Here is a 13,862-nt window from a genome sequence, read left to right on the forward strand (position 1 = left end):
ATTTCAGAAGCATTTATACTGAAATAGGAAAAATTATTTTACAAAACAATTGATTAGTCTTCACGTCAGTCAACAGCAAAAGAAACCGCGCAAGCGTGACAAAACTGCACTAGCGCAATGCAGCAATCAAAGAGATTATGGCATCCAACTGAATATTGAAGCTCAACAATACTGACACCATCAGAAGGTTCGAACATCGTGCCCCGCCCGGAATTTTTCGGCGCAGTTGAGCGATGATGAACTTGAAGCATCGTCTGAAATTGGGCATATGCCTGATAGGGGACGTAAACATCCAGGGATGCGATTCCGCTGAACGGATGTAATGCCGGTTTGGATTTCCTTTACCGGTGTCATTTATGAAGTGCTTATTTTTAAAAACTTATACGATGTCCGGATTATTTCTGCTTTTCGGACGGCATTCATTTCGAGGACCAAATGCGTTTATTGAATGTTTCGATTCTGCTTGCCTCTGCAGCACTGGCGGGTTGCACGGTTACTGCGGCCTCCGGCCCCGATGCAGCCTCGATCGAATCAAACGCTTCGGTGAAATTCGCCTCCAAGGACAAGCAGAAAACCGCCGGTGTCGACTACGCACTGCTCGACATCAACAGTTCCGTCCTCAATTACGTCGGCGACACCACAACCACCACCCTGCTCGGCAGTTTCGGCGGCGGCAAGGGCGGCGTTCCGGCCCTGCCGATGGGCGTCGGCGACGTGGTACAGGTCGCGATCTTTGAAAGCCAGGCCGGCGGCCTGTTCATTCCGAACGACGCCGGCAGCCGTCCCGGCAACTTCATCAGCCTGCCGAACCAGACCGTGGACCGGGAAGGCAATATCAGCGTTCCCTATGCGGGCAAGATTCGCGCCACCGGCCGAAACGTCGAGGATGTGCAGAGCGAAATCGAGGAACGGCTTGCCAACCGCGCCATCGAGCCGCAGGTTCTCATCACCAAGATTTCCAGCCGCTCCGCACAGGCCTCCGTGCTGGGCGATGTCAAGGAACCGACAAAGGTTCAGCTTTCGGAAGCGGGCGATCGGGTTCTCGACGTCATCTCCTACGCAAAGGGCCTCAGCGCCCCGAATATCGAGTCCTATGTCACGCTGATCCGCCGCGGCAAGACCGCCCGCGTCAACTACAACCATCTCGTCAGCACGCCGTCCGAAAACATCTATGTGGTTCCGGGCGACACGATCATGGTGGAACGTGAGCGCCGCACCTACCTTGCCTTCGGCGCTTCGGGCCTCAACGGACGTTTCGAGTTCGAGGATGCCGATCTCAAGCTTTCGGATGCACTCGGCAAAGCGGGTGGACTGCTCGATTCCCGTGCCGACCCGGCTCAGGTCTATGTCTATCGTATCGTCAAGCGCGATCTTCTCGTGAAGCTCGGCATCAATACATCGAAGTTCCCCGGACAGGACGTTCCGGTCATCTTCCGCGCCAATCTGCGCGATCCGTCGACCTTCTTCGCCGCCACGAAGTTCCCGATGCAGGATCGCGACATCATCTATGTCACCAACTCGCAGGCCACCGAACTTTACAAGTTCCTGGATCTCGTCGGCTCCGTACCGGCAACGACGGGCAATGTCGCCGAGGACGTGCTGGCGACCCGCAACGCCATCCGGGCCTTCTAATCGGAGGCTTTTCACCATCCATGCCAGAGCCGCCCCGGAAACGAGGCGGCTTTTTCCTTGGCCGGAACCAGCGGCGAAACGGGAACATGGTCAAGCATTGCATGGGGCAGGAACCAAAACCGTCTGCCCCCAAAAGACAGGGCATATAGCGACGGTCATTGTCGCCGCCATTACAAAAGTTTAAGGTGATTTCGCAGCGCATTGGGTGTCTTGTGGGGGAAAGCTGCTCCCAAGGCTTACCGCACATGTTCGGGAAACATGTATCGCTCTCATTACGCGGAATCGTCAGATGAAACGTTTCTGGACCGCTCTCAGCGTTCTTGCCATCGCAGCCGCCGGTGCCTGGTATTTCAAGGATCGCCTGCCGCTCGATCAAGTCCCCTATCTCAAGCAATTTGCCAGCGTGTCTCCCAGGGCCGACGCCGAAACGGCGACGCAGCCCTCCCAAGGCGGCCAACCAGCCCGGCAGCAGGGACAAAGACAGGGCGGAGGGCGGCGCAATGGCGGGCCACCCACCGTCAGCACCATCGCCGTCGGCAAGGCGACGCTGCCGATGGATGCAACGGCGACGGGCTGGGCGGTTGCGGCCGACATCACTAATATCGCGCCGCTTCAGGTCGGCCTTGTCATGGAAATCGAGGCGAAGGACGGTCAGCATATCAAGGCGGGCGACCTTATCCTCAAGATGGATGACCGCATCGCCCGCGCCGCTGTCGACAAGGACAAGGCCAATATCGCCGCCGATCAGGCAACGCTGGAGCAGACGGAGGCCGCCTTCCAGCGCGCCGCCAATCTCGTCAAGCAGAGCGCGGAATCCCAGCAGGTGCTGGATCAGGCAAGGGCGGCGCGGGATAGCGCCAGCGCCAAGATCGATGCCGACAAGGCAACGCTTGCCTCCGACCAGGTGACGCTCGAACATATGGAAATCCGTGCCCCCTTCGATGGGCGACTCGGCGATATCAGCGTCAGCCCCGGCGCCTATCTCAGCGCCGGCGTCAACATTGTGACGATCACCAAATACGATCCGATTTCGGTCAGTTTCCGGCTCTCCCAGCGCTATCTGCCGCAATTGCGCGAAGGCGTGGCGAAGGATACCGCAGTCGATGTTGACCCCGCGGCGACGGGGGGCGAACCGATGAGCGGCGTACTGCGGTTCTACGACAATACGGTGGACCAGACCTCCGGCACGGTGCTGGCCAAGGCGGAATTCAAGAACGATCGTGGTCTTTTATGGCCCGGCCAGTCCGTCAACGTCACGGCCCACTTCGTGTCGGACGATGAAATGATCGTCGTGCCGACGGTCGCCGTGCGGCCGGGGCCGAAGGGCAACTTCGTCTATACCGTCGATAGCGAGCATCATGCCCATATGACGCCGGTGGAAGTCGCCCGCTCGAACGGCGACCTTACCGCCATCGCAAGCGGCCTCAATGGTGGCGAGCATGTGATTATCGAGGGTCAATCCGAACTTGCCGACGGCCAGTTCGTGGTCGAGCAATTTTCCGACAAGGGCGGCGTGGCCGGCAATCTGGCCGCCAATATTCCGCAGGAAAAGGTTGGCGACCAATGATCCCGAATTTCTGCATCAACCGGCCCGTCGCCACCACACTTCTCGCCATCGGCCTGGTGCTGGCCGGGCTTGCCGGCTTCCGCCTGCTGCCCGTCGCCGCCCTGCCGAAGGTGGATTTCCCGACGATCAACGTTTCCTCGTCGCTTTCCGGCGCTTCGCCGCAAACCATGGCCACATCGGTCACCACACCGCTGGTCAAGCAGTTCGAGACCATTCCCGGCGTCAGCGAAATCAGCGCCACCAATACGCTCGGCAACAGCTCGATCGTGCTGCAGTTCGATCTCAACCGCGATATCGATGCAGCGGCGGCCGATGTGCAGGCCGCGATTTCCCGCGCACAGCGGCAATTGCCGAGCAACATGACGACGACGCCGAGCTATCGCAAGACCAACCCGGCCGATGCCCCGGTGCTGCTGCTGGCCGTCAACAGCAAGGAGATGCCGACCAGCAAGGTGGATGAAATCGCCGAGAACATCATCTCGCCGCTTCTTTCCACCATATCGGGCGTCGCGCAGGTGAGCATCTATGGCGCGCAGACCTACGCCGTGCGTATCGGCCTCGATCCGGCTCAGCTTCAGGCAAGAGGGCTCGGCGTCGACACCGTCACCACTGCCATCGCCCAAGCGAATAATCAGGTTCCCGTCGGGGCGTTGCAGAACGACAATCAGCGCCTGACGATCGAGGCCGATACCCAGCGCACCAATGCGGCCGCCTTCCGCTCGCTGGTCGTCTCGACGAACAATGGCGCGCCAATCCATCTCGGCGATATTGCCAATGTCACTGATAGCATCGACAACACCAATGCCGGCAGCTGGTTCGACGGTGAACAGGCCATCGTTCTCGCCGTGCAACGTCAGCCGGACGCCAATACCGTCGATGTAGTGGACGCCATCAAGGCCAAGCTGCCGGCGCTTCACCAGCAATTGCCGCCTTCGGTCAATATCAACGTCATGAATGACGCCTCGACCGCCATCAAGGACGCGATTTCGGACGTTCAGTTCACGCTGTTTCTTACCATCGGACTGGTGGTTGCGGTCATCTATCTCTTCACCGGGCACCTGACGGCAACCATCATTCCGGGCCTTGCCGTGCCTCTGTCTCTCATCACCGCCTTCGGCATGATGTATGTTCTGGGCTACAGCATCGACAATATCTCGCTGCTCGGCCTGACACTTTCGGTGGGGCTGGTGGTGGACGACGCCATCGTCATGCTGGAAAACATCCTGCGCCTGCATGAAAAAGGCCTGCCCATGCGCGAAGCGGCCCTTCAGGGCGCGGCGGAAGTCAGCAGCACCATTCTCTCCATGTCCGTCTCGCTGGTTGCCGTCTTCATTCCCATCCTGTTGATGGGCGGCGTCATCGGCAGGCTCTTCAACGAATTCGGCATGGTCGTCACGCTCGCGATCATGGCCTCGGCGCTGGTCTCGCTGACGGTGACGCCGATGCTCGCTTCTCGCCTCTCCGGCCACTCCTCCAGACCACCGGCGATCATCCGCTGGTTCGATGCGGGTTTCGAACGGACGCTGCGCGCCTATGGCCGCGCCGTCGGCTGGTGCCTCTCCCATCGCCGCATCGTTTTGGCATCGTTTCTCGCCTCGGTCGCGGCATCGCTCTATCTCTTCGAAACCCTGCCCTCCAGCTTCTTTCCCCAGGAAGATATTGGCCGTCTTTCCGTTTCGACGCAGGCGCGTGAGGATATTTCCTATACGGCGATGCGCGATCTCCAGGCTCAGGTCGCCGATCAGATCCGCAAGAATCCGGCCGTGGTGCACGTCACCTCCATTGTCGGCGGCAATTCACGCAATCCGCTGAACAACGGCTCGATGTTCGTGGAGCTGAAGCCCAAGGAAGAGCGCGCGCCGCTCAGCCAGGTGCTGGCGGAACTGGGGCAGGCCACGTCGAAAGTGGCGGGCATCCGCACCTATATCAATCCGCAGCAGAGCCTGCGTTTCGGCGGGCGCAGCTCCGCCAGCCAATACCAGCTCGTCGTTCAGGGCCTGAACGCCGACACGACCAATGAATGGTCGAACAAGCTGATGGAGGCGATGCGCCGCGACCACACCTTCACCTCCGTCACCTCGGACGCCCAGAACGGCGCGATCGCCGCAACGATTTCCGTCGACCCGGAAAAGGCCGCCGCCTTCGGCATCACCAATGACCAGTTGCGCAAGACGCTGGAAATGTCCTTTGGCGGTTATACGGCGGCACAGATCCAGTCGACCGGCGACAGCTACGACGTGATTGTGGAATTCGACAGCTCGAAACCGTGGAATGATGATTTCCTCAGCGATATCAACATTCTTTCGGCGAAATCGGGCGTTCTGGTTCCGCTTTCAAACTTCGCCACCCTTACCCGCACACAAGCGCCCGTTACCATCAACCAGACGGGCCAGCTCGTCTCCACCACCATCTCCTTCAACCTGCCTGACGGCGTGGCGCTTTCCGATGCCACAAGCCGGATCGATCAGATCAAGAGCACGATAGGCCTGCCGCAGGATGTCTTCACCAGCTATGGCGGCACGGCGGCGATCTTCCAGCAGAGCCAGGGCAATACCGGCATCCTCATTCTGGCGGCGGTGCTGACCATCTATGTGGTTCTCGGCGTGCTTTACGAGAGCTTTATCCACCCGCTGACCATCCTCTCCGGCCTGCCGGCGGCGGCCTTCGGCGCGCTGGTGGCGCTGAAGGTGATGGGCATGGATTTCTCGATCATCGCGCTGATAGGCCTGCTGATGCTGATCGGCATCGTCAAGAAAAACGCGATCATGATGATCGATGTCGCGGTGGAACTGATGCGCGAAAAGGCCGAACCGCCCGCAACCGCCATTCACGAGGCCTGCGTGCGCCGGTTCCGGCCGATCATGATGACGACCTTCTGCGCGCTGCTTGGCGCGCTTCCCATCGCGCTCGGCTCGGGCGCGAGTTCGGAACTGCGCCAGCCGCTCGGCATCGCCGTGGTCGGCGGCCTCATCGTCTCGCAATTGCTGACGCTGTTCATCACGCCCGTCATCTTCGTGGAAATGGACCGGTTCGGCCATTTCCTCACCGGGCTGTTTTCCCGCCGGAAAAAGGCAGAAAAACAAGCCGAACCGCAGAATCCGGAAGGGACCGGCGAACCGGATTCCGTTGCCGCTTAACGCAGATTTTCGAGGCGCTTCAGCGCCTCGGCAAATCCCTTGCCCTGCAACTGGAACGAAATGATGCGCCCCTCGAGATCAGGGGCCTCAATCGTCAAGGTCTGCTCCGCCTTCAAAGCCGACACGAGTTCCACGAATGGCGTGAAGGAAACAATGCAACCCACCGGCAGACAGGTGCTGACCTGCACTTCCTGCAACCGGACATTTCCGGATTTCACCGAAAAGAGCTTCGTGACAGCCAGACCGAAAGGCATCACCAATGCAGCGGAAAGCCTGTCCGACCTTGCCGCATCGTCCAGCCGGAATTCGGCGGACATGGCCAACTTGCGCGTTTTTTCCTCGAGCTGTATCTGGGCGATGGCGCAAAGCGGTGTTGTGGTTGCAGCGGCATCCCCTGTTTTCGCAAGCGCCGCGCAGGCAACCTGCCAGCTGCCGTAAACCTCATGCAAGGGCGCAACCGTCTTCGCAGCCTCCTGCGCAGTCGAACCATTCGCTCCAACGCTGGCGGCGAAAATAAGCAGGAATGCTTTCCAGAGCCGGTTTAGAGTGCACGTCATCAGAAACGAACTCCCAGCTCGGCAAAGGCGGATTGCTCCAGCACCCCCGCTCCGAAAACTGCACCATAACGGAATGTCAAAGTGGCGAAGGGATTGAGATCATAGCTCAGGCCGACATTCAGCAATGCCACATCACGCGCCGTCGCAGCACTTGCGACGGAAAAACCGCTGCCACCATCATAAAACAATCTGCTCTCCAGAGCCCTGTCGCCATAGCCATGTCGCCACGCCACGTCGAACATCGCCCGCCCAAGCCCACCCTCAACGGCGAAATTGCGACTGATGCGCGCGCCAAGCGTGGTATAGAGCTGGCCGTGGTTTGCCGGGCCGGACGAAACGGCGGCAATGCCGCCAACCTCCCGAAAAGCATCCGTATGGGTGTTCACGTAGCTGATATTGGCATAGGGCTCGACATGGGTCGGGTCGAAATCGAAACGCCAGGCCGCTTCGGCAAAGGCCTGTGTGGTGGAGGCATCGTAACCGGCAGCGAGTTCCCCCTTCAGCGTCGAAAACGAAATCGCCCGTTGGGTTTCCACATTCTGGAAGGCGTGAATTGCGCCGAGGCGCAGGGAAGTGGGTCCAATCGCCGTGCCCGCATAAGCGGCGAGATAATAGCTGTCCACATTCGCCGAGGCGGCGAGGTCGATCTGGCTGACGGTGTCGTGACCGTAACCGGCGGCCAGACCCGTGCGCCAGCCGTTGTCCCAATCTCCATCGACACCGAAAAGAACGCCGCCACCCTTGGTCTCGACAGAAAAACCATGACCATCGCCACCGAGACGACTGCGCGAGCCAAAACCACTGGACCAGAAAGTGAGGTGGTCTTCGCCGATATTCTCTGGTTGCCTTCCGCCTGAACCGGCAAGGGGCAAAATCGGTCGCGCATCGATGCCGTTAAAGGCGCTGCGCATCCTGTCGAGAATAACGTCGCGCGTCAGCTGGCTACGGCTTATCAATGCCATTGCAAGCGAAGGCTGGAGTGCACCGGCAAGCTGCGAGAAGGCGGATTGGGCTTCTCCCTGCTGAAGAAACACGGCTGCCTGATAAAGCGGCGCAGCCTCCCCGAGCGCCTCGACAGCATTCGCCGCGCCCGCATTTTCCGTCGACGTCGCGGAGGCAAGGAGCCCTGCCTCCGGCGACGTCCGGGTGAAGGAGAGATAGGCGGTACCGCTATCGGTGCTCTTGGTTACGCTTGCGATCAAATAGGCGAAATTTTCATCTATGCTGGAAAAAACGCCGGTAACGCCGCCGGTCGCCGTCAAGATGGTATATCGTGTGCCGAGACTATAGGCCGAATGGCTCGAAAGCGTCGTGACGACAAGATTGACATTGTTGCCGATGGTGATCGTGCCATTGACATCGAGCCTGTCGGAATTGCCGGACGCATCGATTTCGACCGCATAGACCGAGCCGTTGGCAAATGTCACATCGCCGGTGGAGGTGAGCGTGCCGATGGAATTGCCAGGCGAAAGCGTGCCGCCGGAAGCAACGGTCAGGCCGCCAATGGTGCCGGAACCGCCAAGCGTCGCCCCGTCATCTACGAAAACGGTGCTTACAAGCGAGCCGTTGACGCTGAGCTTACCGGACGAAACCTCGGTGATGCCAGTATATGTGCTGTCGCCGCTAAGAACCAGATTGCCATCGCCCATCTTCTCAAAAGCGCCGGTTCCGCTGACGACATTCGAAAAAATTCCAGCACCCTCTACGAAAAGTTGCGCATTATTGATGATTTCTCCCGAACCGAAGCCTGTCGCCCCTCCCGTCAATGTGCCGGCCGCAATCGTGGTGCCGCCGGAATAGCTGTTGTTCCCGGTAAGAACCAGATTGCCGCTGCCCGTCTTCTCAATGGCGCCGGAACCGCTGATGACATTCGAAAGCGTACCCGCTCCATCCACGACAAGCTGCGCATCGTTGGCGATCCTGCCCGAACCGAAACTCGTGGCGCTTCCCTTCAGCGTTCCGGCAGAGACACTGGTACCACCGGAATAGGTGTTCTGGCCGCTGAGCGTCGTCACGCCGTTTTCCGCATCGACATGGCCTGCGCCGAAAATATCGGCCGACAAGGTATAATTCGTCTCGGAATGGTTGAACACGATGCGGCCGTTGCCGGCACCGAACACGATCGCCTCCGCCTCGACTTCCCCGGCGGAACGTTCCGTCTGCCCGGCAGCGGCGCCAATATTCAGCACACCGGTCGATCCCGCTTCGGATGCAATGATGAGGATTGTCGCAGCAAGCGAAGCACCGCCCGTCACCTCCACCGCACCGCTGCCGGCGTGGCCTATAGTAAGGGCATTCTCGGTTTCGACGCGCGATCCTACGCCGCTCACCCGCAATATCCCGCTCGAACCCGCCCTCGTGCCCAATAAAAGCCGATAGGCATCGAGCGAACCGCCATCGGACACTATAGCCCTGCCGAAACCACCGTATCCGATATCCATATAGCCGGAATAGGCAAAATTATTGTCGACCCGCACGGTCATATTGGAGTCGGTCCCGTCTATTGTCATCGCGCCGGAAGAGCCAGCAAAATAGCCCAGCTTGACCTCGCCTGCCCGAATATCACCGCCAGTAGTGACCGCAACCTCTCCTTCCGCACCCGGTTGATCGCCGACGATCAGGGCCCTGGCCAGCGTCCAGCTCGATCCGCCGCCAGAGACGATCACGGAGGACTTCGAACCGGCGAGCGTCGCGACATATCCATTATCGCTGGTGACAGTGCCGCCCGCCCAGACATGCAGGGACGCCTCGCCGGCGCCGCCCACATAGAGGTCGCCGTCATTACGCAGGGTGGTTCCGGAACCGGAAACAGCGGCGGAGCCGGTGCTGCCAGCGTTTGCAGCAAGAACGGTGCGGGCGGAACCGACGATCCCCCCACCGGTTATGGCCAGCTCGCCGGCGCCGTCAACGCCCACGCCAAGGCCGCCGCTTCCAGCCGTCCAGGCAGAACCGCCGCCGTCCACAGTCACGTGACCCGTAGAGCCGGCAACAATGCCGAGGCGCCCGGAGACGCTTTCCACCGTACCGCCCGTCTCGACGGTAAGCCTGCCACTCCCGGCATTTCCGATGGGATCAGAAGCATCGCCACCGATCAGCAAGCCGCCTGTCATCCATTTGGTGCCGCCACCTTTTATAGTAACAATACCTACCGAATGGCGGCCGATAACCACGGTTCCGCTGTCAACGATCGCCGCCGTGCCGACCGACATGGTGGCGGCACCCAAATTACCGACGACCAGAGTACCTTCTGTTTCCAGCAGAGAACCTGCGCCATTTATTGTGAGCGCACTCGAATCCAACGACTCCAAATCGCCAATCACGGTCGTGCCCCGGCTCGCAACCACCCCACCGCCAGCAATGGTGAAAACTCCAGTACCGCCACCGCCGACAACTATTCCGTCGGAAACGCTCAGGCTGCTGCCCTGTCCCTCCACGGATACTGTTCCGAGCATGCCGTCCCCGTTGGCCACGACCAGCCCGCCGGTTTCCAAACGGCTTGCGCCCAGTACCTCCAGCAGATTGACGCCACCGCCGTAGCCCACGAAAACCGTGCCGGAATTCTCGAAACTGGATGAATCGTCCAGCACGAAGGTGCCCTGTCCCGTCTGATCTTTGCCAACGTAGATATTTCCGCCGGAAACCGCCTGAGTGCCTCCAATGAGGCGGAGTTCGCCGAGACCGCTTTCACCCACCGACACATCGCGGTCGTTCGACCATGTTCCTCCAGAAAAATTCAGGGTGCCGGAGACGCCAAAGGAATTTCCGAGACGGGTATAGGCTGTCGACAGGCCACCTTCGACCGACATGGTGCCATCCGCCGTGATTCCTACAAACAAATCGTAGGCTTTGGCCTCTTTGCCGTCGGCGATCGTCGGCCCATCACCATTGATCATGGCCGCATCATCCGGCCCGGGCACCCATAGGTAAGAAGGCCAATTGGAAGTGGAAAACCAGTCGTCTGTCGCGGAGCCCTGCCAGACTATCGTCTCGGCTAAGGCAGGATGAGCGATTGCAACGGAAAACAACAAAATGAGGAAGCTCGCCGGTGTCTGCCGGGAACGCCCGGGCGAAACTATCGCCCTTAAGCCAGTCTTTCGCGGCTTCCCCGTTTCACGGTAGAAACAACCGGACATCCAACCTCCCATACCGGCGCTTCGCTCCGCCCTCTCTCGATCCGGCGAATCATCCTCATATTCAACTCAATTAGCCCATTTGGAAAAATAATTGCCATAAATCATAATATAACTCATATTTATTGATGATTTAAAAATAAAAAATGGAGTGCAACGAGTGCACCCCATGAAGAAATTGAAATATTTCTGTAATAATTCGCTTTTAAGCACTCAAAGAAATACTAATGGACATTTCCTATTGCCGCGAAAACCGGCCAAAGGATCCGCCCGAAAAGCACAGCGGGTCCCCGTCGCGATGGGCGGCGCGCAGCACCTCGCCGACGATGATGGTGTGGTCGCCCGCATCATGGGACGCCGCCTGCCGGCATTCGAACCGGGCAAGCGTTCCGGGAATGACCGGAACGCCCTCGTCGTTCATTTCCCAGTCGAGATCATCGAAAGCGCGGCCGTTGCGGGTGAAGCGGGCGCTCAGCACATCCTGATCCGCGCTCAGCACATGGATGGCGAAATGGGTTGCACCGCTGAAGGCCTGATAACGCGACGAGCTTTTGGCCGGCGACCAGAGTACCAACGGCGGATCGAGCGACACGGATGCGAAGCTGTTGACCGTCATACCGATCGGCCCTTCCGGCGTCGTGGCGGTCACCACCGTCACGCCTGTCGTGAAAGCGCCGAGCGCATTGCGGAAGCTGCGGCTGTTTTCGCCGCCGGGAACGAATACATGCTCATTGGGCATTTTGATCGCCTCTGCCACTGTCATCACGGCACCTCTTTTCCAATCGCAAGGGTGTAGAGTTCGAACCACGTCTGGCGGTCCATCGTCACGTTGAGCGCATCGGCCGCCGTTCTGATGCGCTCGATATTGTTGGTGCCGAGCACAGGCACGATCTTGGCCGGATGCCGCAAAAGCCAGGCGATCGCCACTGCCGTGGCATCCACGCCCTGCTCCTTGCCGATGCGCTGCAAGGCGGCCATGGTGCCGCCATGAGCACCGGAGAACAGCGAGCCGCCGCCAAGCGGCGACCATGCCATTGGAGAAACACGCTTTTCCTGCAGGAAGGCCAGATCGCCATTGGTGAAGCAATCCGTGGCAAGAAGGCTCATTTCGATCTGGTTGGTCACGAGCCGGTTGCTCATCGCCGATTGCAGAAGGGAGAAATCCCACGGGCGGAAGTTGGAGACGCCGACGGCCTTGACCTTGCCGGATGCCACCAGCGCATCGAGCGCCTTGCCGGTTTCTTCCGCATCGATCAACGGATCGGGACGGTGAATGAGCAGCAGGTCGACGTGATCCGTACCCATGTCGCGAAGCGACGCCTCGACCGAGGCGTTGATGTGGCCGGCCGTCGTGTCGTAATGTTTGACACGGGCTGCGGCGTGACGTCCGGCAGGTGCAACGATGCCGCATTTGGTGACGATTTCTATTCTGTCACGCAGCCCCGGCGCGGCTTTCAGGCCGGCACCCAGAATGGCCTCCGCCGTGTATCCGCCGTAAATATCGGCCTGATCCATGGTGGTGATGCCCTGCGCGAGGCAAGCCTCGATCTTGGCCTGCACGTGGGCGGGCGAGGTATCGGCATCGTCACCGATGCGCCACATGCCGTAGACGATGCGGCTGAGTTCGAGTTTGTCGGAAAGAGCGATACGTTCCATCAGTGGCGTTCCCCGTTGCCGAGCGGCGTGGCCGGCGTTTCAGAAGGCACCCGGCCATAGGCATGCGGCAGGGAGCAGGTTTTCATCTGCGGCAGAACCTTGGTGCCGAAGTGCTCCGCCTCATCGAGATGCGGATAACCGGAAAGGATGAAGGCGCGAATGCCCATCTTCTGGTATTCCTCCAGCGCCGAAAGCACCTTGTCGGTGGAACCGACCAGCGCCGCACCGCAGCCCGAACGCGCCCGGCCGATGCCGGTCCACAGATTGGGTTCGACATAACCGAACTTATCGGCGAGTTCGCGGGCACGCGCCTGATGCGACACGCCGAGCGAGCCGCTGTCATGCGCGCGGTTGCGGATCAGCTGCCCATATTCGTCATCGAGCTTCGAAACAAGATGTTCGGCATATTCGCGGGCTTCCTGTTCGGTATCGCGCACCACCATATGGACGCGCAGGCCGTAATCCAGCGTGCGGCCATGGGCGGCGGCGCGCTCATTTGCGGCACGCATGCGGTCCGCAAGCTGGTCCTTCGTTTCCGGCCACATCAGATAGACGTCGCATTGCGCGCCACAGAGCTCCAGCGCATCCGGCGAGTAGCCACCGAAATAAAGGAGCGGTCCGCCATTCTGCTGGTAGGGTCTTGCCGGCTCGGTGGAGACGCCCTTGAACTGGTAGATTTCGCCGTCATGGTCGATGGTGTCGCGCGTCCAGGCCTGGCGCAGAATCTCAACCACCTCATGGCTGCGCTTGTAGCGAAAGGCGCTATCGGCCACTTCGCCGGGGAAATCGGAGCTGATGACGTTGAGCGTCAGGCGGCCCTTCAGCATGTGGTCGAGCGTCGCCACCGTGCGCGCCAGCATGATCGGCTGCATCTCGCCGCAACGGATAGCAGCAAGAAAATTGATGCGGTCGCTGATCGGCGCACAGCCGGCGACGAAGCTCAGCGTATCCTGCCCCACCTGATAGGATGAGGGGCAGAGAATGTTGCGGAAGCCCAGTTCCTCGGCCTTTTTGACGATATCGGAACAATGTTCGAAACTGGAGCGCAGGCTGCCATCCGGCACGCCGAGATAGGCGTAGTCATCGGAACACAAAGCGGAAAACCAGGAGACCTCGGCAGCATCGAGATCAGCGGATGTAACGGGTACGACGGTCATGCAATTCCTCCTCAGGGCCGCTCTCG

At 59.8% G+C, this 13,862-nt stretch carries 8 protein-coding genes; 3 read left to right on the forward strand and 5 right to left on the reverse strand.

Going from position 1 to position 13,862, the window contains the following annotated elements:
• The first annotated feature begins 435 nt into the window (after window positions 1-435).
• From ACQZ5N_RS04675 to ACQZ5N_RS04685, 3 genes are all read left to right on the forward strand, one after another.
• Window positions 436-1,632: a polysaccharide biosynthesis/export family protein gene (locus ACQZ5N_RS04675; RefSeq protein ID WP_003519875.1), complete on the forward strand. Its 1,197-nt coding sequence runs from the start codon at window positions 436-438 to the stop codon at window positions 1,630-1,632.
• A gap of 289 nt (window positions 1,633-1,921) precedes the next feature.
• Window positions 1,922-3,199 (forward strand): efflux RND transporter periplasmic adaptor subunit, encoded by a 1,278-nt coding sequence (locus tag ACQZ5N_RS04680; RefSeq protein ID WP_448732245.1) that lies wholly within the window; start codon window positions 1,922-1,924, stop codon window positions 3,197-3,199.
• Window positions 3,196-6,336 carry an efflux RND transporter permease subunit gene (locus ACQZ5N_RS04685; protein WP_448732246.1) on the forward strand — a complete coding sequence of 1,047 codons (3,141 nt, stop codon included), beginning with the start codon at window positions 3,196-3,198 and terminating at the stop codon, window positions 6,334-6,336. The genes ACQZ5N_RS04680 and ACQZ5N_RS04685 overlap by 4 nt, the downstream gene beginning before the upstream one ends.
• Here the strand turns inward: ACQZ5N_RS04685 and ACQZ5N_RS04690 are convergent.
• The 5 genes from ACQZ5N_RS04690 to ACQZ5N_RS04710 all read right to left on the reverse strand — a co-directional run bounded on the left by ACQZ5N_RS04690 (window position 6,333) and on the right by ACQZ5N_RS04710 (window position 13,836).
• Window positions 6,333-6,893, reverse strand: a complete 561-nt coding sequence (locus ACQZ5N_RS04690) for an invasion associated locus B family protein (protein WP_448732247.1) — start codon at window positions 6,891-6,893, stop codon at window positions 6,333-6,335. The genes ACQZ5N_RS04685 and ACQZ5N_RS04690 overlap by 4 nt on opposite strands.
• Window positions 6,893-10,786, reverse strand: coding sequence for an autotransporter domain-containing protein (locus ACQZ5N_RS04695; protein ID WP_448732248.1), 3,894 nt, complete (start codon window positions 10,784-10,786; stop codon window positions 6,893-6,895). Before ACQZ5N_RS04695 ends, ACQZ5N_RS04690 begins: the two co-directional genes overlap by 1 nt.
• Window positions 10,787-11,261: 475 nt before the next feature.
• Entirely contained in the window at window positions 11,262-11,786 is a 525-nt protein-coding gene (locus ACQZ5N_RS04700; protein ID WP_059758197.1) for a flavin reductase family protein, read from the reverse strand.
• Window positions 11,786-12,679, reverse strand: coding sequence for an aldo/keto reductase (locus ACQZ5N_RS04705; protein ID WP_065655621.1), 894 nt, complete (start codon window positions 12,677-12,679; stop codon window positions 11,786-11,788). The genes ACQZ5N_RS04700 and ACQZ5N_RS04705 overlap by 1 nt, the downstream gene beginning before the upstream one ends.
• Window positions 12,679-13,836 carry an LLM class flavin-dependent oxidoreductase gene (locus ACQZ5N_RS04710; protein ID WP_003519880.1) on the reverse strand — a complete coding sequence of 386 codons (1,158 nt, stop codon included), beginning with the start codon at window positions 13,834-13,836 and terminating at the stop codon, window positions 12,679-12,681. The genes ACQZ5N_RS04705 and ACQZ5N_RS04710 overlap by 1 nt, the downstream gene beginning before the upstream one ends.
• Between the last annotated feature and the right edge of the window lie 26 nt (window positions 13,837-13,862).

Source organism: Agrobacterium sp. 22-221-1 (assembly GCF_053522445.1).

Bases quoted from the DNA above. Each gene is read 5' to 3' on its own strand.
- ACQZ5N_RS04675 (WP_003519875.1), top strand. From the start codon at position 436: ATGCGTTTATTGAATGTTTCGATTCTGCTTGCCTCTGCAGCACTGGCG.
- ACQZ5N_RS04680 (WP_448732245.1), top strand. From the start codon at position 1,922: ATGAAACGTTTCTGGACCGCTCTCAGCGTTCTTGCCATCGCAGCCGCC.
- ACQZ5N_RS04685 (WP_448732246.1), top strand. From the start codon at position 3,196: ATGATCCCGAATTTCTGCATCAACCGGCCCGTCGCCACCACACTTCTC.
- ACQZ5N_RS04690 (WP_448732247.1), bottom strand. From the start codon at position 6,893: ATGACGTGCACTCTAAACCGGCTCTGGAAAGCATTCCTGCTTATTTTC.
- ACQZ5N_RS04695 (WP_448732248.1), bottom strand. From the start codon at position 10,786: ATGATCAATGGTGATGGGCCGACGATCGCCGACGGCAAAGAGGCCAAA.
- ACQZ5N_RS04700 (WP_059758197.1), bottom strand. From the start codon at position 11,786: ATGACAGTGGCAGAGGCGATCAAAATGCCCAATGAGCATGTATTCGTT.
- ACQZ5N_RS04705 (WP_065655621.1), bottom strand. From the start codon at position 12,679: ATGGAACGTATCGCTCTTTCCGACAAACTCGAACTCAGCCGCATCGTC.
- ACQZ5N_RS04710 (WP_003519880.1), bottom strand. From the start codon at position 13,836: ATGACCGTCGTACCCGTTACATCCGCTGATCTCGATGCTGCCGAGGTC.